The organism is Microbacterium lacus (assembly GCF_039531105.1).
Taxonomy (GTDB): Bacteria; Actinomycetota; Actinomycetes; order Actinomycetales; family Microbacteriaceae; genus Microbacterium; species Microbacterium lacus.
Genome location: NZ_BAAAPK010000001.1, coordinates 1678142 through 1699037, shown reverse-complemented (window position 1 = coordinate 1699037; position 20896 = coordinate 1678142). Strand labels below are relative to the sequence as shown.

Annotated in this window: 18 protein-coding genes; 5 read left to right on the top strand and 13 right to left on the bottom strand. The window is 68.7% G+C overall.

The window, feature by feature from the left end:
• Window positions 1-3 precede the first annotated feature (3 nt).
• From zwf to pgl, 3 genes are read left to right on the top strand one after another with little or no spacing between them, the layout of a single operon-like run.
• Window positions 4-1554: a glucose-6-phosphate dehydrogenase gene (gene zwf / locus ABD197_RS08015; protein ID WP_344053346.1), complete on the top strand. Its 1551-nt coding sequence runs from the start codon at window positions 4-6 to the stop codon at window positions 1552-1554.
• Window positions 1551-2501, top strand: coding sequence for a glucose-6-phosphate dehydrogenase assembly protein OpcA (locus ABD197_RS08010; protein ID WP_344053344.1), 951 nt, complete (start codon window positions 1551-1553; stop codon window positions 2499-2501). The genes zwf and ABD197_RS08010 overlap by 4 nt, the downstream gene beginning before the upstream one ends.
• Window positions 2494-3276 carry a 6-phosphogluconolactonase gene (pgl, locus tag ABD197_RS08005; protein ID WP_344053343.1) on the top strand — a complete coding sequence of 261 codons (783 nt, stop codon included), beginning with the start codon at window positions 2494-2496 and terminating at the stop codon, window positions 3274-3276. Before ABD197_RS08010 ends, pgl begins: the two co-directional genes overlap by 8 nt.
• A gap of 43 nt (window positions 3277-3319) precedes the next feature.
• On the opposite strand, the gene ABD197_RS08000 is transcribed toward pgl, so the two are convergent.
• From ABD197_RS08000 to ABD197_RS07975, 6 genes are all read right to left on the bottom strand, one after another.
• The gene (locus ABD197_RS08000) at window positions 3320-3676 is read right to left on the bottom strand and encodes an RNA polymerase-binding protein RbpA (RefSeq protein WP_344053341.1); all 357 of its coding nucleotides are present in this window, start codon (window positions 3674-3676) and stop codon (window positions 3320-3322) included.
• Entirely contained in the window at window positions 3676-3924 is a 249-nt protein-coding gene (gene secG / locus ABD197_RS07995) for a preprotein translocase subunit SecG (RefSeq protein ID WP_091706206.1), read from the bottom strand. Before secG ends, ABD197_RS08000 begins: the two co-directional genes overlap by 1 nt.
• A 58-nt stretch (window positions 3925-3982) precedes the next feature.
• Window positions 3983-4771, bottom strand: a complete 789-nt coding sequence (gene tpiA / locus ABD197_RS07990) for a triose-phosphate isomerase (protein WP_344053337.1) — start codon at window positions 4769-4771, stop codon at window positions 3983-3985.
• Entirely contained in the window at window positions 4762-5976 is a 1215-nt protein-coding gene (locus tag ABD197_RS07985; protein WP_344053335.1) for a phosphoglycerate kinase, read from the bottom strand. The genes tpiA and ABD197_RS07985 overlap by 10 nt, the downstream gene beginning before the upstream one ends.
• A 12-nt stretch (window positions 5977-5988) precedes the next feature.
• The gene (gene gap, locus ABD197_RS07980; RefSeq protein ID WP_344053333.1) at window positions 5989-6999 is read right to left on the bottom strand and encodes a type I glyceraldehyde-3-phosphate dehydrogenase; all 1011 of its coding nucleotides are present in this window, start codon (window positions 6997-6999) and stop codon (window positions 5989-5991) included.
• 105 nt (window positions 7000-7104) lie between these two features.
• The gene (locus ABD197_RS07975) at window positions 7105-7740 is read right to left on the bottom strand and encodes a superoxide dismutase (protein WP_344053331.1); all 636 of its coding nucleotides are present in this window, start codon (window positions 7738-7740) and stop codon (window positions 7105-7107) included.
• A gap of 138 nt (window positions 7741-7878) precedes the next feature.
• On the opposite strand from ABD197_RS07975, the gene ABD197_RS07970 reads away from it, so the two are divergent.
• Window positions 7879-8727: a PhzF family phenazine biosynthesis protein gene (locus ABD197_RS07970; protein ID WP_344053329.1), complete on the top strand. Its 849-nt coding sequence runs from the start codon at window positions 7879-7881 to the stop codon at window positions 8725-8727.
• On the opposite strand, the gene whiA is transcribed toward ABD197_RS07970, so the two are convergent.
• The 6 genes from whiA to ABD197_RS07940 form a co-directional block, all read right to left on the bottom strand.
• Window positions 8728-9705, bottom strand: coding sequence for a DNA-binding protein WhiA (whiA, locus tag ABD197_RS07965; protein ID WP_344053327.1), 978 nt, complete (start codon window positions 9703-9705; stop codon window positions 8728-8730).
• 48 nt (window positions 9706-9753) lie between these two features.
• Window positions 9754-10656 carry an RNase adapter RapZ gene (gene rapZ / locus ABD197_RS07960; protein ID WP_344053325.1) on the bottom strand — a complete coding sequence of 301 codons (903 nt, stop codon included), beginning with the start codon at window positions 10654-10656 and terminating at the stop codon, window positions 9754-9756.
• Between the two features lie 46 nt (window positions 10657-10702).
• Entirely contained in the window at window positions 10703-12586 is a 1884-nt protein-coding gene (uvrC, locus tag ABD197_RS07955; RefSeq protein ID WP_344053323.1) for an excinuclease ABC subunit UvrC, read from the bottom strand.
• A 6-nt stretch (window positions 12587-12592) separates the two neighbouring features.
• Window positions 12593-15490, bottom strand: coding sequence for an excinuclease ABC subunit UvrA (uvrA, locus tag ABD197_RS07950; RefSeq protein ID WP_344053321.1), 2898 nt, complete (start codon window positions 15488-15490; stop codon window positions 12593-12595).
• Window positions 15491-15559: 69 nt separating this feature from the next.
• Complete coding sequence (locus ABD197_RS07945) at window positions 15560-17917, bottom strand: 5'-nucleotidase C-terminal domain-containing protein (RefSeq protein ID WP_344053318.1); 2358 nt, start codon at window positions 17915-17917, stop codon at window positions 15560-15562.
• Window positions 17918-18033: 116 nt separating this feature from the next.
• Window positions 18034-18492 carry a MarR family winged helix-turn-helix transcriptional regulator gene (locus ABD197_RS07940; protein WP_344053316.1) on the bottom strand — a complete coding sequence of 153 codons (459 nt, stop codon included), beginning with the start codon at window positions 18490-18492 and terminating at the stop codon, window positions 18034-18036.
• 41 nt (window positions 18493-18533) lie between these two features.
• Here ABD197_RS07940 and ABD197_RS07935 point away from each other — a divergent pair, with 41 nt between their 5' ends.
• Entirely contained in the window at window positions 18534-18782 is a 249-nt protein-coding gene (locus ABD197_RS07935) for a hypothetical protein (RefSeq protein ID WP_344053314.1), read from the top strand.
• 1 nt (window position 18783) lies between these two features.
• Here ABD197_RS07935 and uvrB read toward each other — a convergent pair whose 3' ends face one another.
• Window positions 18784-20865, bottom strand: coding sequence for an excinuclease ABC subunit UvrB (gene uvrB / locus ABD197_RS07930; protein ID WP_344053312.1), 2082 nt, complete (start codon window positions 20863-20865; stop codon window positions 18784-18786).
• Window positions 20866-20896 lie beyond the last annotated feature (31 nt).

The window sequence follows — 20896 nt, the reverse complement described above, 5'->3', positions numbered from 1 at the left end:
TCCATGACTGTAGAGATCTCGCGCGGGCACAATCCGCTCCGCGATGCGGAGGACCACCGGCTGAACCGGATCGCCGGGCCCAGCGCCCTCGTGATCTTCGGGGTGACCGGCGACCTGTCGCGCAAGAAGCTCATGCCGGCCGTCTACGACCTGGCCAATCGCGGTCTTCTGCCCCCGGGTTTCGCCCTGGTGGGCTTCGCGCGCCGGGACTGGGAGGACCAGGATTTCGCGGAGGTCGTCAAGGACGCCGTGAAGGAGCACTCGCGGACCGAGTTCCGCGAGGAGACGTGGCAGCAGCTGCTGCAGGGCATCAAGTTCGTCTCGGGCGAGTTCGACGACCCGGACGCGTTCCGCCGCCTCCGGGAGACCGTGGACACCCTCGATGTGGAACGCGGCACGATGGGCAACCACGCCTTCTACCTCTCCATCCCCCCGAAGGCGTTCGCCCTCGTCGCCGAGCAGCTGCGCGCGTCGGGCCTCGTGGATGACACCGCCGACCGGCCCGAGCGCTGGCGGCGGGTCGTGATCGAGAAGCCGTTCGGGCACGACCTGGCCTCGGCGCGGGAGCTGAACGACGCGCTGCGCTCCACGTTCCCGACCGACTCGATCTTCCGCATCGATCACTACCTCGGCAAGGAGACGGTCCAGAACATCCTGGCCCTCCGATTCGCGAACGAACTCTACGAGCCGATCTGGAACGCGAACTACGTCGACCACGTCCAGATCACGATGGCCGAGGACATCGGCGTCGGCGGCCGGGCCGGGTACTACGACGGCATCGGAGCCGCCCGCGACGTGATCCAGAACCACCTGTTGCAGCTCCTCGCGCTCACCGCGATGGAGGAGCCCATCTCGTTCGACGCGAAGAACCTGCGCGCCGAGAAGGAGAAGGTCCTCGCGGCCGTCACGCTTCCGGACGACCTGGCGCGCTCGACGGCGCGCGGACAGTACGCCGGCGGTTGGCAGGGCGGCGAGAAGGTGCTCGGCTTCCTCGAGGAAGACGGGATGGACCCCAAGTCCACGACCGAGACGTACGCGGCGATCACACTCGAGATCAACACGCGGCGCTGGGCGGGGGTGCCGTTCTACCTGCGCACCGGAAAGCGCCTCGGGCGCCGCGTCACCGAGATCGCCGTCGTCTTCAAGACGGCGCCCGAACAGCTGTTCTCCCGGAGCCAGACCTCCGGTCAAGGGCAGAACGCCCTCGTGATCCGCGTGCAGCCCGACGAGGGCGTCACGATCCGCTTCGGCTCGAAGGTGCCCGGCGCGGGCGCCCAGGTGCGCGACGTCACGATGGACTTCGGCTACGGTCACGCCTTCACGGAGGCGAGCCCCGAGGCCTACGAGCGGCTCATCCTCGACGTCCTCCTGGGCGATCCGCCGCTCTTCCCGCGGCACGAGGAGGTCGAGCTGTCCTGGAAGATCCTCGACCCCATCGAGGAGTTCTGGACGCAGCAGGGCGGCCCGCTCGAGCAGTACGCCCCTGGTTCCTGGGGTCCGGCATCCGCGGACGAGATGCTCGCCCGCGATGGACGCACCTGGAGGCGCCCGTGATCATCGACCTGCCCGACACGACCGTCAGCAAGATCTCGCGGGCCCTGGTCAGCGTGCGCGAGGAGGGCGGCGCGGTCGCACTCGGTCGCGTCCTGACCCTGGTGATCCTCACGCGGGAGGCGGCGCTCGAAGAGGTCGTCGAGGCCGCGAACGACGCCTCGCGCGAGCACCCGATGCGGGTGATCGTGCTCATGGTCGACGGAGCGGATGCCGACTCCCGGCTGGACGCGCAGATCCGCGTCGGTGGCGACGCCGGTGCGAGCGAGGTCGTGACGCTCCGCGCGCTCGGCGAGGCGGGCGAGAGCAATCTCGAGAGCCTCGTGACCGGTCTGCTGCTGCCCGATGCCCCCGTCGTCGTCTGGTGGCCGAACAAGACGCCCGAGTCGCCGTCGACCACGTCGATCGGTCGTATCGCGCAACGACGCATCACGGATGCCGCCACGAAGTCGGACCCGTCGGCATGGGTGGCCTCGCTCGGACAGAACCACGCACCCGGCGACACCGATCTCGCCTGGACGCGGCTCACGCACTGGCGCGAGCAGCTTGCGGCGGTCCTCGACCAGCCCCCGTACGACGCCGTGACCGCCGTTCAGGTGCGCGGTGCCGCGAGCTCCCCGTCCACGGCCCTGCTGGCCGCGTGGCTGCGCCTCATGCTCGACGTGCCGGTGGACTGGCGCTACCTGCCCGAGGACGAGTGGGCCGACGGGATCAAGTCCGTGCGCCTCAGCCGGGCGAGCGGGGATGTCCTTCTCGAGCGCTCCTCCCCTGCGATCGCGTGCCTGACCCAGCCCGGTCAGCCGCAGCACGACCTCGTCCTGCCGCGGCGCACGCTCCGCGAGTGCCTGGCCGAGGAGCTTCGTCGCCTCGATCCCGACGTCCTGTATGGTCGAGTGATCACCGAGGGCTGGGAGCTCTTGGAACCGGCGACGCAGGAGACGCATGGCTGATTACGTCATCGAGAAGCGCGTGGTGATCAGCACCGACACCACGGCCCTCGCTGAGTCCGTTGCCACCCGGTTCCTCAATCGCCTTGCCAAGTGCGGCGCCGACGGCGCGCTCGTGCACGTGTCGCTCACCGGCGGGTCGATGGGATCCGCGGTCCTGGCCGCCGCAGCCGCGAATCCGCGTCGCGACCGCGTCGACTGGTCGCGGGTGCACTTCTGGTGGAGCGATGAGCGTTTCGTCGGACGCGAACACCCCGACCGCAACGAGAAGCAGGCGCGCGACGCCCTGCTGGACGCACTGACCATCCCGGCGGCGAACGTCCACCACATGCCCGCGAGCGATGAGGGCATCGACCTCGAGGGCGGCGCGGCACGCTACGCCGCGGAGCTCGCCCGCTTCCCCCAGGACGACGGCACCCCCTGGCCGTCCTTCGACATCTGCTTCCTCGGCGTGGGTCCGGACGGTCACATCGCCTCGCTCTTCCCCGACCGGCCCGAGATCCTCCTGACGGACGAGGTCGCCGTCGCGGTGCGGGACTCCCCCAAGCCTCCCCCCGAGCGGATCACCCTGACGCGACCCGTCATCAACGGGTCGCGGCGCGTGTGGCTCGTGCTCGCCGGAGCCGACAAGGCCGCGGCGCTGGGACTCGCCCTCGCCGGAGCCAGCTACGCGAGCGTGCCGGCCGCGGGCGCCAAAGGACGCCGACGCACGATCTTCTTCGTTGACGAGGCCGCGGCCTCGCAGGTGCCCCCGGAGCTCATCGACCAGGAGTACTGAGAAAGGCGCCGCACTGCGGCGCCTTTCTCACTTCGCTTCGGCGTCAGTCCTGGCCGCGACGGTCGCGCAGCTGCTTGAGCGCGTCGTCGAGGAGCTGCTCGGCCTCTTCTTCCGTACGACGCTCCTTCACATAGGCGAGGTGCGTCTTGTACGGCTCGGTCTTCGCCAGGGCCGGCGGATTCTCTTTGTCGCGTCCGGCGGGAAGGCCGGAGTGCGGCGAGTCGATCGTCTCGGGGATCTCCTCGTCGGGGATGCCGGCAGCGAAGTACCGGATCGTCTCGTTGCCGAGCGCATCCCAGTAGGAGATCGCGATGCGCTCCGCGTGGAAGCCGTGGTCCTGCTCGCCCATGGGCCCGGCACCGACGCGGGTGCCGCGGATGGCGTTTCCTCCGGTGGCCATCAGACGCTCTGGAACTTCGTGATCAGGCCGAGGGCCACGATCGAGACGAACCACGCGAGCGCGAGGATCACGGTGAAGCGGTTGAGGTTGCGCTCAGCGAGGCCGGACGACCCCAGCGCCGATGTCATGCCGCCGCCGAACATGTCGGACAGACCGCCACCACGCCCCTTGTGGAGCAGGATGAGCAGGGTCAGCAGGAGGCTGGTGATGCCCAGGAGCACCTGCAGGACGAACTCGAGGATCTGCACAGATCTACGCCTTTCACCGCGCCCGTCACGGGCGCACGATCTCCCAGTATAAGCGCGGTCAGACGCCGACGTGCTTCTGGTACCTGATGATGGCCGCGAACTCGTCGACGACGAGGCTCGCGCCGCCGACCAGGGCGCCGTCCACATCGGGTTCACGCATGAAGCTGGCGATGTTGGCGGATTTGACCGATCCGCCGTACAGCACACGGGTGCGCTGCCCGGCATCCGGACCGAGCTTGGCCGCGACGACCTCGCGGAGCTTCGCGCACACCTCCTGCGCCTGCTCAGGCGACGCGACCTGACCTGTCCCGATCGCCCAGACCGGCTCGTAGGCCACCACGATGTCGGCGTCGGCCGGGACGCCCTCCAGCGCCACCTCGAGTTGGCCGACGGAGATCGCCGTGGGTCCCGACTCCTCGCGCTGCTCCAAGGTCTCGCCGACGCAGATCACCGGCACCAGCGAATGCCGCAGCGCCGCCTGCACCTTCGCGGCCACGACCTCGTCGGTTTCGCCGTGATACTCGCGACGCTCGGAGTGCCCGATGATCACGTACGCGCAATTGAGCTTGGACAGGAACGCACCCGACACCTCGCCGGTGTACGCGCCGGAGTCCTTCGTCGACAGGTCCTGCGCGCCGAGGGCGAACGGGATCTTGTCGGCATCCAGCAGCGTCTGCACGGTGCGCAGGTCGGTGAACGGGGGGAAGATCCCCACCTCGACCGAGTCGTCGAGGTGCTTGGCCTCCTTGAGCGCCCAGTGCAGCTTCTGCACGAAGGCGATCGCCTGCTGGTGATCCAGGTTCATCTTCCAGTTGCCCGCGATGAGCGGGAGTCGCGCTACGACCATCCGAGGACCTCCAGTCCGGGGAGCTTCTTGCCTTCGAGGAACTCCAGGCTCGCGCCGCCGCCCGTGGAGATGTGACCGAACTGGTCGTCGCGGAATCCGAGCTGCCGCACCGCCGCCGCGGAGTCGCCGCCGCCGACCACACTCAGGCCGTCGACCTCGGTGAGCGCCTGAGCCACGGCTTTCGTGCCGGCGGCGAACGGAGCGAGTTCGAACACGCCCATCGGGCCGTTCCAGAACACGGTCCGGCTTTCGCGGATCGCTTCCGCGAAACGCGCGGCCGTCTCCGGCCCGATGTCCAGACCGAGGCCGGAGGCGCCGAACGGTGTGTCTTCGATCGCGTCCGCCGCGGTGACGACGTGCTCGGCATCCGCCCCGAATTTCGATGCCACGACGATGTCCGTGGGCAGCACGATCTCGACGCCGGATTCCTGCGCAGTGCGCAGGTACTCGCGCACGGTGTCGAGCTGATCGGCTTCGAGCAGGCTCGCGCCGACCTTGTGGCCCTGAGCGGCGAGGAAGGTGAAGAGCATCCCGCCGCCGATGAGCAGACGGTTCACGCGCGGCAGCAGGTGCGAGATCACGCCGAGCTTGTCGCTGACCTTCGAGCCGCCGAGGACGACGGTGTACGGGCGCTCCGGGGTCTCCGTGAGCCGGTCCAGCACGTCGAGCTCGGCCGCGATGAGCAGGCCGGCCGCCGACGGACGGATCTCGGCGAGGTCGTACACGCTCGCCTGCTTGCGGTGCACGACGCCGAATCCGTCCGAGACCAGCACGTCGCCGAGCCCGGCGAGCTGCTCCGCGAACGCGCGGCGCTCGGCGTCGTCCTTCGAGGTCTCCCCCGGGTTGAAGCGGAGGTTCTCGATCACGGCGACATCACCGTCCTCGAGGGCGGCGACGGCTTCCTGCGCCGACTCGCCCACCGTGTCGCGCGCGAACGCGACAGGCTTGCCGAGGAGCTCGGAAAGACGCTGCGCAACGGGGGCGAGGCTGTACTTCGCGTCGGGAGCCCCGTCGGGGCGACCCAGGTGCGAGCAGACGACGACACGCGCACCCTGTTGGATGAGCGCGTTCAGGGTGGGCAGCGACGCCCGCACGCGGCCATCGTCCGTGATCTGGCCGTCCTTCAGGGGGACGTTCAGATCACAGCGGACGATGACCCGCGTGCCGGCGAGCGAACCCAGCGATTCCAGGGTGCGCAGAGGCATGTCAGAGCGCGCTCAGAGGCTTTCGCCGACGTACTCGGTGAGGTCGACCAGACGGTTGGAGTAGCCCCACTCGTTGTCGTACCACGCCGAGACCTTCACGAGGTTGCCGCTGACGTTGGTCAGCTCGGCGTCGAAGATCGACGAGTGCGGGTTGCCCTGGATGTCGCTGGAGACGATCGGGTCCTCGGTGTACTGCAGGTAGCCGGCCAGGCGCCCGTCGGCGGCGGCGGCCTTGTAGGCGGCGTTGACCTGGTCGACCGTGAGGCCCTCGGTCGGGGTCACGATCGTGAGGTCCACGATCGAGCCGGTGGGAACCGGCACGCGGTACGAGGATCCGCTCAGCTTGCCGTTCAGCTCGGGGAGCACGTGACCGATCGCCTTGGCCGCACCGGTCGATGCGGGGACGATGTTGATCGCGGCGCCACGGGCGCGACGCAGGTCGCTGTGCGGTCCGTCCTGGAGGTTCTGGTCGGCGGTGTACGCGTGCGCGGTCATCATGAACCCGCGCTCGATGCCGAACGCATCGTTGAAGACCTTCGCCAGGGGGGCGAGGCAGTTCGTGGTGCACGAGGCGTTCGAGATGATCACGTCGGTCTCGGGGTTGTAGTCGCCCTCGTTGACGCCCATCACGACGGTGACGTCGTCACCGGTGGCGGGTGCGGAGATCAGGACCTTCTTCGCGCCGCCGGCGATGTGCTTCTTGGCATCCTCGGCCTTGGTGAAGCGTCCGGTCGACTCGATGACGATGTCCACGCCGAGCTCGCCCCAGGGGAGGTTGGCCGGGTCGCGCTCTTCGAAGACCTTGATGGTCTTACCGCCGACCGTGATCGAATCTGAATCGTACGTGACGTCCTCGGCGAGGACTCCGCCGACGGAGTCGTACTTCAGCAGGTGGGCCAGCGTCTTGTTGTCGGTGAGGTCGTTCACCGCCACGATGTCGATGTCCGCGCCCTGCGCGAGAGCCGCGCGGAGGTAGTTGCGTCCGATGCGGCCGAAGCCGTTGATTCCGATCTTGACAGCCACGGAAGTTCTCCTGAGATGTGTCGTGCGCGAGTGCGCGGTGAGTGCGGTTGCAGACGAGGACAACGGCGTCCCGGTGAGGTCATCCCACCGGGACGCCGTCACACGCTATGACAGTACCAGCAGGCCCGAGGTCTTCTCGCGGGCGGCGTCGAGGCGCTGCGCGACGTTCTGCCAGTTCGCGATGTTCCAGACGGCCTTGACGTAGTCGGCCTTGACGTTCAGGTAGTCCAGGTAGAAGGCGTGCTCCCACATGTCCAGCTGGAAGATCGGGACGGTGCCCTGCGCGGTGTTGCTCTGCTGGTCGAAGAGCTGCTGGATGATCAGCTGCTCCCCGATCGGGTCCCAGCTCAGCACCGCCCAGCCCGAACCCTGGATGCCGGTGGCGGCCGCGGTGAAGTGGGCCTGGAACTTGTCGAAGCCGCCGAAGAACTCGGTGATCGCGGCCTGCAGCTCGCCCTCGGGCTCGCCGCCTCCGCCGTCGCTCGCCGGAGCGAGGTTCGTCCAGAAGATCGAGTGGTTGACGTGACCGCCGAGGTTGAACGCGAGGTCCTTCTCGAGCTTGTTCACGTTCGCCAGGTTGCCGGTCTCCCGCGCCTCCGCCAACTGCTCGAGCGCCGTGTTGGCGCCGGTGACGTACGCCTGGTGGTGCTTGTCGTGGTGCAGCTCCATGATCTTGCCGCTGATGTGCGGCTCGAGGGCTGCGAAGTCGTAGGGGAGGTCGGGCAAGGTGTACTTCGCCATGTTCTCTTCTTCCTGTCGGCGCTGAGCCGATACTCCTCGGCCCAGCGAGAATGACGTCTTCATCCTACCGAGCAGCAACGCGCGGCCGCCGGGGTTGCTTCCCTGGATGACACCCACTATCGCCGCTACGATCGCCGGATGAGTCGGCATCCCGAACCGGTGATCGAACGCTGGGCGGCCTTCACGGGCGATCCCGACGGCGGCAATCCCGCCGGCGTCGTCGTCGGCGCCGATGCGCTCTCGGAGGCGCGCATGCAGCGGATCGCGGCCGACGTGGGCTACGCCGAGACGGCCTTCGTCAGCGGCGCAGGCCGGCGGCGCGGCATCCGGTACTTCTCCCCCGTCGCGGAGGTGCCCTTCTGCGGTCACGCGACCGTCGCGACGGCGATCGCTCTGGCGCGGACCGAAGGCGACGGCATGTTCGCGTTCGAGACCCGGGTCGGCGAGGTCGCGATCACGACACGCATCGACGCGGGGGTGCGCGCGGCATCCTTCACGAGCGTCGAGCCGTACGTCGAGCCCCTCGCCGATCGGCCGCTCGACGCGGTCCTGGCCCTGATCGGTGCGGAACGGGCCGACCTGGACGCCGCGCACCCGCCGATGCTCGCGTATGCCGGCAATCGGCATCCCCTGATCGTGCTCGCGGACAGCGAACTGTTCGAGACGTTCGCGTTCGACGCCGGCGCTGCGCGGGCTCTCATGGATGCCGAGGGCTGGCCGGCGACGATCATCGTGCTCCGCGACCTCGGCGATGGCCGGTGGGACGCGCGCAACATCTTCCCGGTGGGCACGCTGGTCGAGGATCCGGCGACCGGCGCGGCCGCCGCCGCGACCGGCGGCTACCTGCGTGCGACCGGGGCCGTGCGGCCGCCGGCGCGCATCGTGATCACCCAGGGCCGGCACGTCGGCCGCCCCGGAGTGCTCACGGTGGATGTCCCGGAGACGGGCGGCATCACGGTCTCCGGAAGCGCTGTCCCGATTCCCTGATCAGTCCTCGGCGCCGACCGGCACGGCGGACTCGGTGTCGGGGATCCCCTCGACCTCGGCCTTCTTGTCGGCCATCGCGAGCAGTCGACGGATGCGTCCGGCGACGGCGTCCTTCGTCAGCGGGGGGTCGGCGTGGTGGCCGAGCTCATCCAGGCTCGCGTCGCGGTGCGCCAGGCGCAGCGCGCCGGCTTCGCGGAGGTGCTCGGGCACCTCCTCACCGAGGATCTCGAGCGCCCGCTCCACGCGTGCGCACGCCGCGACGGCGGCCTGCGCAGATCGACGCAGGTTCGCGTCATCGAAGTTGACGAGTCGGTTCACCCCGGCGCGGACCTCGCGGCGCTGGCGCATCTGATCCCATTCGCCCGCCGCACGCTGGGCACCCATCTGGGCGAGCGCCACTCGGATCGCCTCCCCCTCGCGCACGACGACGCGCGGCACACCGCGCACCTCGCGGGCCTTGGCGGGGATGTTCAGGCGGTGCGCCGCACCGACGAGGGCCATCGCCGCCTCGGGCGCGGGGCAGGTGATCTCCAGCGCGGCCGACCTGCCGGGGTCGCTGAGAGTCCCGGCAGCCAGGAACGCGCCGCGCCAGATCGCCGCGAGATCGCCGCGCGATCCGGTCGTGAGCTTGTTGGGCAGGCCGCGGACCGGCCGGCGCCGCTGATCGAGCAACCCGGTCTGCCGAGCGAGGGTCTCGCCGCCGTCGATGACCCGGACGGCGTAGTGGCTGCCGTTGCGGGCACCCGACCCCTGCACGTGGACGAGTTCGGGACGAACGCCGTAGATCTCCATGAGGTCGCGCGCGACCCGGCGGGCCAGCGGATCCGAATCCAGTTCCGCCTCGACGGCGACGCGGCCGGCGATCGAGTGCAGGCCGCCGGAGAACCGCAGGAGCGAGGTCAGCTCGGCTACGCGAGCCGTGGGGCTGGGATCGCGTACTGAGGTCAGTTCGGCCTTCACGTCAGCGGTCAGCGACACGGATCTCCTCGTGGTGGGCGTTGTCGGGTGGGGGAACGACGGTCCAGCCTACTCGCGACCCAGGTCCCTGTGCTTCACCCGGACGGCCACCCCGGGAAGCGCCGACAGGCGCGCAGCGAGCTCGCGGGCCATCGCGACGGAGCGGTGCTTGCCGCCGGTGCATCCGACCGCGACGACCGAGTGGCCCTTGTTCTCGCGCTGATAGCCGGCCAGGACCGGTTCGAGCGCGGCGGCGTACGAGTCGAGGAAGTCCGACGCACCGTCCTGGGCGAGCACGTAGTCGCGGACGGCCTCATCCTCGCCGGTGAGGGCGCGGAGTTCGTCGTTCCAGAACGGGTTCGGCAGGAATCGCATGTCGGCCACGAGGTCGGCGTCCGGCGGCAGTCCGTACTTGAAGCCGAAGCTCATCACCGTCACGGTGTGGCGCGCGGCATCCTCGGCGGAGAACAGTTCGATCACGCGCGTGGCGAGCTGGTGGATGTTGAAACCCGACGTGTCGATCAGCACGTCTGCGCTCTCTCGCACGATCGCCAGTCGCTCGCGTTCGAGGAGGATGCCGTCCAGGATCGTGCCGTCGCCCTGCAGCGGATGGGGGCGGCGGACCGCCTCGAACCGGCGTACGAGCACGTCGTCGGACGCGTCCAGGAACATCGTCCGGACCTGACGACGGCTGCGCTGCAGCGCGCGGGTCACTTCGGGGAGGTCGACGAACAGATCCCGTCCCCGCACGTCCACGACCACGGCGACCCGCGGCAGCGCGCCGGCTGCAAGCTCGGTGAGGTCGAGCAACGGGCGCAGCATCTGGGGCGGCAGGTTGTCCACGACGTACCAGCCGAGGTCCTCCAGCGCGTCGGCGACCGTCGACCTGCCGGCGCCGGACATGCCGGTGACGATCAGCACCTCTCCGCCGTCGCGATGGTCGGCCGAAGCCGCTTCCTCAAGGTCCGTCATGGCCTCCGCCACCTGCTCCCCGCGCGCTCGACTCCGGGTGCCCAGCCTACCCACTCGCCAGGTGGGCATGGATGGCAGCCGCGAGCTTCGGCCCGACGCCGGGTAACTCGGTGATCTCCTCGGGCGTGGCCTGCTTGAGTGCCGCGACGGAACCGAAGTGCCGCAGCAGCGCCTTGATGCGCGCCTCACCGAGTCCGGGCACCTCCGCCAGCACGCTCTGGATGTCGCGGCGCCGGCGCCGGCGCTGGTGGGTGATCGCGAAACGGTGCGCCTCGTCGCGCAGTCTCTGCAGCAGGTACAGCGCCTCGCTCGTGCGCGGGAGGATGACCGGATACTCCTCCCCCGGCAGCCACACCTCCTCGAGTCGCTTGGCGATCCCGCACAGCGCGATCTCCTCGTGCCCGGCATCCGCGAGAGCGCGCGCGGCCGCCTCGACCTGCGGCTTGCCGCCGTCGACGACGAGGAGCTGCGGCGGGTAGGCGAAGCGGGGCCGTTTGGGCGCGGTGGAATCCGGATCCTCCACCGGCTCCGGGCGGTCCAGGTACGCCAGTCGCCGGATCAGCACCTGGTACAGCGAGTCGGTGTCGTCCGTCGTCTCGCTCACGCCGAAGTTTCGGTACTGGTCCTTGCGCGGCAGGCCGTCCTCGAACACGACCATGGAGGCGACCACATTCGTGCCGCCGAGGTGGGAGACGTCGTAGCACTCGATGCGCAGCGGCGCTTCGCTGAGTCCGAGGGCCTCCTGCAGGTCCGTGAGCGCCTGCGTGCGGGCGACGTAGTCACTCGTCCGTCGGGTCTTGTGCAGGATGAGCGCCTGCTGGGCGTTCAGGTTCGCCGTCTTGAGCAGCTCCGCCTTGCGACCCCGCTGCGCGACCTGGATGCTCACCTGCTTGCCGCGTCGCTCGCGCAGCCACATCTCGAGTTCGGCCGCGTCCTCGGGCAGTGCGGGGACGAGGACCTGGCGCGGGATGTCGGCGGCGGCGGCATCCCCGTACGCGCGCTGGACCACCTGATCGACGAGATCGGCCCCGTCGATGTCGATCTCCTTGTCGATCGTGGTCGCGCGCACACCGCGGACGCGGCCGCCGCGGATCACGAACTGCTGCACGGCGGCGCTGAGCTCGTCCTCCGCGATGCCGAAGAGGTCGGCATCCGTGTCCTCGGACAGCACGAGCGCGCTCTTGTTGAGTACGGCGTCGATCGCCTGGAGCCGGTCCCGGTACACGGCTGCCGCTTCGTAGTCCATCGCGGCGGACGCCTCGCGCATGCGGGCGTTGAGCTCCCGCGAGAAGCGCTGATCGCCGCCGGCCATGAACGCGACGAAGTCGTCGACGATCGCGCGATGCTCCTCGATCGTGACCTTCATCGAGCACGGGCCGCCGCAGCGGCCGATCTGCCCGGGGAAGCAGGGCCGCCCCGTCGCCATCGCCTTCTTGTACGACGCGTCGCTGCACGTGCGGATCGGGAAGACCTTGATCATCAGATCGATCGTGTCGTGCACCGCCCACACCTTGGGGTACGGGCCGAAGTACTTCGCACCGGGAATGCGCCGGTTGCGTGTCACGATCACGCGGGGAGCCTCGTCGGCGAGCGTGATCGCCATGAACGGGTACGACTTGTCGTCGCGGTAGCGGACGTTGAACGGCGGATCGAACTCCTTGATCCACATGTACTCCAGCTGCAGGGAGTCCACGTCGCTGGCCACGACCGTCCACTCGACGGATGCCGCGCTCGTGACCATCCGCCGCGTGCGCTCGTGCAGCGTCCGCAGCGGCGCGAAGTAGTTCGACAGCCGCGCGCGCAGGTTCTTCGCCTTGCCGACGTAGAGCACCCGGCCCGAGGCGTCCCGGAACCGGTACACCCCGGGATTGGTCGGGATCTCACCTGGGCGCGGTTTGTACGCGACCGTCGGTCGCGCCGTCTTGGCCACCCCGGATCACCCGGCCTTGCGCACCGCAGACAGGCCGAGCACCTCCGCCAGGAACGCGCCGGTGTGGCTGCCCTCGACCCGCGCGACCTGCTCGGGCGTGCCGGTCGCCACGATCTGCCCGCCGCCGGAGCCCCCCTCCGGTCCGAGGTCGATCACCCAGTCGGAGGACTTGATCACGTCGAGGTTGTGCTCGATCACGATCACCGTGTTGCCCTTCTCGACCAGGCTGCCGAGAACCTCGAGCAGCCGGGCGACGTCTTCGAAGTGCAAGCCGGTCGTCGGCTCGTCGAGGACGTAGATGCTGCGGCCGTTACTGCGGCGCTGGAGCTCGGTCGCGAGCTTCACGCGCTGCGCCTCGCCGCCGCTGAGCGTCGTCGCCGACTGGCCGAGCCGGACGTAGCCGAGGCCCACGTCCACGAGCGTCTTCAGATACCGGTGGATCGCCTGGATCGGCTCGAAGAACTCCGCCGCCTCGGCGATCGGCATCTCGAGCACTTCGGCGATGTTCTTGCCCTTGTAGTGCACCGACAGCGTGTCGCGGTTGTATCGCTTGCCGTGGCACACCTCGCAGTCGACGTACACATCGGGCAGGAAGTTCATCTCGATCTTGATCGTGCCGTCACCCGAGCACGCCTCGCAGCGCCCGCCCTTGACGTTGAAGCTGAAGCGCCCGGGCTGGTAGCCGCGTGCCTTCGCCTCGGGTGTCTCGCTGAACAGGGTCCGCACCCGATCGAACACGCCGGTGTATGTCGCCGGATTCGAGCGCGGCGTACGGCCGATCGGCGCCTGATCGACGTGGACGACCTTGTCGAGGTTGTCCAGGCCCGTCACGCGGGTGTGCTTGCCCGCGATGCGACGCGCGCCGTTCAGACGCGTGGCGAGGACTTCGTACAGGATGCCGTTCACGAGCGACGATTTGCCCGAGCCGCTGACCCCGGTCACCGCCGTCATGACGCCGAGCGGGAAGTCGACCGTGACGTTGCGCAGGTTGTTCTCGCGCGCCCCGACGACCGTGATCATTCGCTTCTTGTCGATGCGACGTCGCTTCTTCGGCGTCGGGATCGACCGTCGGCCGGCCAGATAGTCGCCCGTGATCGACTCGCTGTCCGTGAGGAGTTCGGCGAGCGGACCGGAGTGCACCACGTGACCGCCGTCGACGCCCGCGCGTGGTCCGATGTCCACGACCCAGTCGGCCGCGTGGATCGTCTCCTCGTCGTGCTCGACGACGATGAGCGTGTTGCCGAGGTCGCGCAGGGTGAGCAGCGTCTCGATGAGCCGGCGGTTGTCCCTCTGGTGCAGGCCGATCGACGGCTCATCCAGCACGTAGAGCACGCCGGTGAGTCCGGAGCCGATCTGCGTGGCCAGACGGATGCGCTGCGCCTCGCCGCCGGAGAGAGACCCGGCCGAGCGGCTGAGGCTCAGATAGTTCAGCCCCACCTGCAGGAGGAAGTTCAGGCGCGCGCGGATCTCACGCAGGACCTGCGCGGCGATCTTCGCCTCGCGCGGAGTGAGCTCGAGTTTGTCGAAGTACTCCTGGGCATCCGCGAGGCTCAGGCGTGCGGCATCCGCGATGGAGTGGCCGTGGACCAGGACGGCGAGCACTTCGGGCTTGAGTCGGTCGCCGTTGCACGCCAGGCACGGCACTTCGCGCAGGTACTCGGACCACCGCTGGCGCTGCGAGTCGGAGTCGGCCTGGATGTACTGCCGCTCGATGTACGGCACGACACCTTCGAAGCCCGACGAATAGCGCATCTCGCGGCCGTAGCGGTTCTTCCACTTGACGGTCACCTTGTAGTTCTCACCGCGGAGCACGGCATCCTGCACGTCGACGCGCAGGTCGCGCCACGGCGTGTCCAGTGAGAAGTTCAGATCGGACGCGAGTCCCTCGAGAAGGCGTTCGTAGTACTGGAAGAGACCTTTGCCCTGCGTGGTCCACGGGATGAGGACGCCTTCGCGGATGGAGAGGTCCTCGTCGCCGAGCATGAGGTCGACGTCCACGGACATGCGGGTGCCGAGACCGGAACACGTCGGGCACGCGCCGAACGGCGCGTTGAACGAGAAGGTGCGCGGCTCGATCTCGGTGAGCTGCAGAGGGTGGCCGTTCGGGCAGGCCAGTTTCTCGGAGAACGACTGCCAGGCGGCGTCCCCCTCCTCATCGACGAAGTTGACCTGGACGATGCCGCCGGCGAGGCCCAGGGCGGTCTCGACGGAGTCGGTCACCCGGCTCAGGATGTCGTCGCTGGCCACGAGACGGTCCACGACCACCGCGATGTCGTGCTTGTAGCTCTTCTTGAGCACGGGCGGCTCGGCCAGCTGGATGAGCTCACCGTCGACCACGGCACGCGCGTACCCCTTCGCCGACAGCTCCTTGAACAGGTCGACGAACTCGCCCTTCTTCTGCGAGACGACGGGGGCGACGATCTGGTAACGGGTGCGCTCGGGCAGCTCCATGAGCTGATCGGCGATCTGCTGGACGGTCTGCCGCTGGATCACCTCGCCGCACTCCGGGCAGTGCGGTACCCCGATGCGCGCCCAGAGCAGACGCATGTAGTCGAAGATCTCGGTGATCGTTCCGACGGTCGATCGCGGGTTGCGGTTCGTGGACTTCTGGTCGATGCTCACCGCGGGACTGAGACCCTCGATGAAGTCCACGTCGGGGCGATCGACCTGTCCGAGGAACTGACGCGCGTAGGCGCTGAGCGACTCGACGTAGCGACGCTGCCCTTCGGCGAAGATCGTGTCGAACGCGAGGCTGGACTTTCCGGATCCGCTCAGACCGGTGAAGACGACGAGCGAGTCGCGGGGGATGTCGAGGTCGACATCCTTGAGATTGTGGACACGGGCGCCCCGGACACTGAGCTTTCCACTGGTGTTTCCGGGCGCGGCGACGGGGACGATGGGCACCGCACAAGTCTAGGCGGGGCCTCCGACACGAAGGTCGGAGGCCCCGCCCGAGGGTGCGCTGTCAGCGAATCAGCGGACGCGGACCGTTCCGGAGACCTCGCTGCCGAGCGTGCTCGCGTCGCCGGAGTACACCGCGGTGATGCGGTGTCGGCCGGCCGAGAGCCCGGTCAGATCGAACGTCGCGGAGCCGTCGACGATCTGCGCGGAGCCGATCACCACGTCGCCCTCGCGCAGCTGCACCGTTCCGGTGCCGGTGCCCTTCGTGCGGACCGTCACGGTCGCACTGACGTCGCCTCCGCGCCCGTCCTGCTTCGTGCGCAGGCTGAGGGTGGACTTCTCTCCGATCGTGATCGGCACGGAGACCTCGGTGCCGGTCGTCGCGCCCGTGAGGGTCAGCTCCGCGGCGCCCGGGCGGACGTTCGGCGGCAGCGTCACCGAGATCGACGCCGTGCCGTAATCGTCGTAGATCGCGGTCCCGACGGTGTTGTCCACGGGGAAGCGCCCGAGCTCGCGACCACCCGAGCTGACGATGATCTCGCTGTCCTTGGCGTCACCGGGCGCGGTCATGGCCCAGGACTTCACCTGGAAGGATGCCGTTCCCCGCGGTGCGTAGGACGCCGGCGAGCCGGCGGCCGGAGCAACCTCGACGGCGCGCTGCGAGTAGTCGACCGCCAGCGGCGAGCCGGCCGGGGCGAACTGCCCGAGGTAGTCCACCATCGCAGCGAGATCGACCTTGCCCGTGTCGCGGCGGTTCGCGCCGTTGGCGAACTCGCGGAAGTTGTCGCCGCCGCTGGAGAGGAACGAGTTGACCGTGACCGAGTAGGTCGCGGCCGGGTCGATCGGCTCGCCGTTCAGCCACATGCCGGTGACGGTGCCCCGCGGAGCCTGGTAGGTACGGCCCTCTTCGTTCTCCGCCGTCGTGGGGTTGTCGCGCTGGGTCTCCGTCACGGTCTGCTGGGTGTAGGTGTACTCGAAGCCCTCGGACGCGCCGAGTCGCAGGTACGGCCGGGTCGGCAGAGCGTTGTAGGCATCGCGCTGCCACTGCTGCTCGAGCACGGTCTTGATCTGGGCGCCGGTCAGCTGCAGGTTCACGAGCGTGTTCGCGAACGGCTGCACGACCGCAGCCTGCTTGTAGGTGAGCGTCCGCGGGTATGCGCCGGTGCCCGCATCCGTCCCGACCATGTCCTGACGGAGTCCGCCCGGGTTCATGAACGCGATCTGTGCGCCTCCGGACTCCGGCGCTTCGGTCGCCCACTGCTGGACCTCGGCGACCAGGTTTCCCAGCGTCGATTCGCCGCCGCGGTTCTCGGTCGTGCCGTTCGCGAGCTTCGCCCGGTTGAATCCGCCGGCGATCTCGCCGAGGGGCTCCGCACCGAGCACGTCCGCTTCGGCGATCGCCTCGGCGACGAGAGCGGCCACCGCCGAATCGGGCGCCGCAGCCTGCGGGGCGATCGCGATGATGTTCTGGGTCTTCGCGCTCACGACACCGGTGCTGCCGTCCACGGTGAACAGCAGCTGGTTCAGGTTCGTGCCGTACTGACCCGCGGAGACCACGGGTCGGTTCACGACCGGGCGCTGCTCGTTGGCCCACTGCTGCACGGGGTACTCGCAGTTGTAGGCGAGGTGGGTGTGACCGGAGACGATCGCATCGACGTCGGCCGAGACCCCGCCGACGATCTCGCCCCACGTGGTCCCGGCGGCGATGCCCTGCTGGCAGTCGGTCGTCGCCGCGCCCTCGTGCACGAGCATCACGACGAGATCGGCGCCGGCGCTGACCAGTTCAGCGGCCTCGGCGTTGACGGAGTCGACGATGCCGCGCACCTCGATGTCGGCGATGCCGGAAGGACTGACCAGTGCGGGCAGCTCTTCGGTGACCGCGCCGACGAACCCGACCTGCACGTCGCCGAATTCCTTGATCCACGTCGCCGGGACCGCGTCATCGCCGGTCGCGCGCACCTTCAGATTGGCGGCGATGTACTGCCATTCCGCGCCGCCGTACGGGTTCGTCACCGCGTCGTAGGGCGCCATCACCCGGTTGACGAGGTCGTCGTAGCCCTGATCGAGCTCGTGGTTGCCCACCGCCGAGACCTCGAGGCCTGCCGCGTTGAGCGCGTCGATCGTCGGCTTGTCACTCTGGATGAACGACTCGAACGTCGATGCGCCGATCAGGTCGCCGGCGGCGGCGAAGACCGTGTTCGGGTTGGACGCGCGCAGCGACTGCACCACGCCCGCGAGCTTCGCGGCGCCTGCCTCTGTGCCGTTCGCGGCGATGCGGCCGTGGAAGTCGTTCGTGGCCAGGATCTGCACCTGAGTGGGATCGGCCTGAGCGGCGGGCGCGGCGAGAGCACTCGCTCCGAGTGCCGCGGCGGTGAGAGCAGCTGCGGCGGCGAAGCGCCGGGCGCCGCGCGGGTGTGACCTTGATCGCATGACGTTCCTCCGATGGGGGATGAAGAAGGAGATGGTACGAGTTCGGGTCGTGCACCCTCGCACCGCTTCGAGACTATGGTCAGCGGCGACGCGAATCCAGAGGGATGAGAGATTGTTCACGCATCGTTGCCCGCACGATGCCCCGCCCACGGTGCGAGCGCATCACGGAGGGCCACGAGCGCGTCGGCATCGGCCCCGACGGCCGCCATGACGCGCGCCGGCACCTCCAGTGCCTCATCGCGCAGCCGCCGGCCGGCGTCGGTCAGACCGACGTCGAGCGCCCGCTCGTCGTCAGGACGGCGCCGGCGCGTCACGAGCCCTTGCGCCTCGAGTCGCTTCAGCAGCGGCGAGAGCGTGGCGGACTCGAGGGCGAGCTCGTCCGCGAGATCGCGCACCGAACGCGGTGCCGCTTCCCACAGCGCCAGCATCACGAGGTATTGCGGATGTGTGAGGCCGAGCGGTTCCAGGATCGGCCGGTAGATCGACACCACGTTGCGCGCGGCGGTGACGAGCGCGAAGCACACCTGGTTGTCCAGTTTGAGCAGGTCTTCCGCGGCTGTGGACGAGTTCGGCATCCGATTAGCATAGTGCGTGAATCATTCGTACACTAAGTGATATGCCCACGCCGGATGCCGAACCCCGCCGACCGCTCCGGGAACGCGTCCGGGAGGCCGGCGGCTGGTACGCCTGGATCAACGCCCGGCTCATCTCGCTCGCCGGCCCCGCGTCGGTCGGTCCCTACGAGACGACTCCCCCACCCACGGTCGCCGAGCGCGCGGAACGCGCGTGTCCGCTGTGCGGGCAGCCGATGACGGCTCACTCGTTCGACAGGTCGGGCCCGAAGCCCCTCATGCACTGTCCGTGATTCAGGCGTGGCCGGCGCGCTCCATGGCGCGCAGCTCCTTCTTCATGTCCTGGACCTCATCACGCAGTCGTGCGGCCAGCTCGAACTTGAGCTCGCCGGCGGCGGCGAGCATCTGGTTCGAGAGATCGAGGATCGTCGCCTCCAGCTGCTCGGCGCCCTCCGCGGCGATTCCTTCGCGTCGCAGGCGCGGTGTCGGCGACTTGCCCTTCCCGGACTTCGTCTTCGCGGCATCCCGCTTCGACATCATCGCGGCGGTGTCCGCGCCTTCGCGCGCCAGCACGTCCGTGATGTCCGCGATCTTCTTGCGCAGCGGCGTCGGGTCGATTCCGTTCTCGAGGTTGTAGGCGATCTGCTTGTCGCGCCGGCGGTCGGTCTCCTCGATCGCCGCGCGCATCGAGTCGGTCATGGTGTCGGCGTACATGTGGACTTCACCGGACACGTTTCGTGCCGCGCGTCCGATCGTCTGGATCAACGAGGTCCCCGACCGCAGGAACCCCTCCTTGTCGGCATCCAGGATCGCCACGAGGGAGACCTCGGGAAGGTCGAGCCCCTCACGGAGCAGATTGATGCCGACCAGCACGTCGTACACGCCGGATCTGAGCTCGGTCAGCAGTTCGACCCGGCGCAGCGTGTCGACGTCGGAATGGAGGTAGCGCACACGCACGCCGTGCTCGCCGAGGAAGTCGGTGAGCTCCTCGGCCATCTTCTTGGTGAGGGTGGTGACCAGGACGCGCTCATCGCGCTCGGCACGCACCCGGATCTCTTCCAGCAGGTCGTCGATCTGTCCCTTGGACGGCTTGACGATGATCTGCGGGTCGATCAGACCCGTCGGGCGGATGATCTGCTCGACCACTCCATCGGCGATGCCCATCTCGTAACGCCCCGGCGTGGCCGACAGGTAGACGGTCTGACCCACACGATCCTTGAACTCATCCCACCGCAACGGGCGGTTGTCCATGGCGCTGGGCAGGCGGAAACCGTGCTCGACGAGCGTGCGCTTGCGGGAGGCGTCGCCTTCGTACATCGCGCCGATCTGCGGAACCGTCACGTGCGACTCGTCGATCACGACGAGGAAGTCGTCGGGGAAGAAGTCCAGGAGACAGTGCGGCGCCTCGCCCGGCGCACGTCCGTCGAGGTGGCGCGAGTAGTTCTCGATCCCCGAGCAGAATCCGAGCTGCTGCAGCATCTCGAGGTCGAACGTCGTGCGCATCCGCAGGCGCTGAGCTTCGAGCAGCTTTCCCTGCGACTCCAGCTCCTTGAGCCGCTCGGCGAGCTCGACCTCGATCGTCCCGATCGCGCGCTGAACGGTGTCGGTGCCCGCGACGTAATGCGACGCGGGGAAGATCGGGACGGAATCGAGCTTCTGGATCACGTCGCCGGTGAGCGGATGCAGCATGTAGAGCGCTTCGATCTCGTCGCCGAACAGCTCGACGCGGATCGCGTACTCCTCGTACACGGGGATGATCTCGATCGTGTCGCCGCGCACGCGGAAGTTGCCGCGGGAGAAGTCGACGTCGTTGCGGTTGTACTGCATCGCGATGAACTTGCGGATGAGCGCATCGCGGTCGTAGCGCTCCCCCACCTGGAGCGCGACCATCGCCCGGAGGTACTCCTCCGGCGCACCGAGTCCGTAGATGCACGACACGGTCGAGACCACGACGACGTCGCGACGGCTCAGGAGCGAGTTGGTGGTGGAGTGGCGCAGTCGCTCGACTTCGGCATTGACCGAGGAGTCCTTCTCGATGAAGGTGTCCGTCTGCGGGACGTACGCCTCGGGCTGGTAGTAGTCGTAATACGACACGAAGTACTCGACCGCGTTGTGCGGCATGAGGTCGCGGAACTCGTTCGCGAGCTGGGCCGCCAGGGTCTTGTTGTGGGCGAGGACGAGGGTCGGTCGCTGCACCTGCTCGATGAGCCAGGCGGTCGTCGCGGACTTGCCCGTTCCGGTCGCACCCAGAAGCACGACGTCGGTCTCACCGGCGTTGATGCGCGCCGCCAGGTCGGCGATCGCCTGCGGCTGATCTCCGGAGGGGACGTACTCGCTGACGACCTCGAACGGCCGTACGGATCGTGTCGTCTGCATCCTTCCAGGGTAGGCGGGGCCTCCGACATCA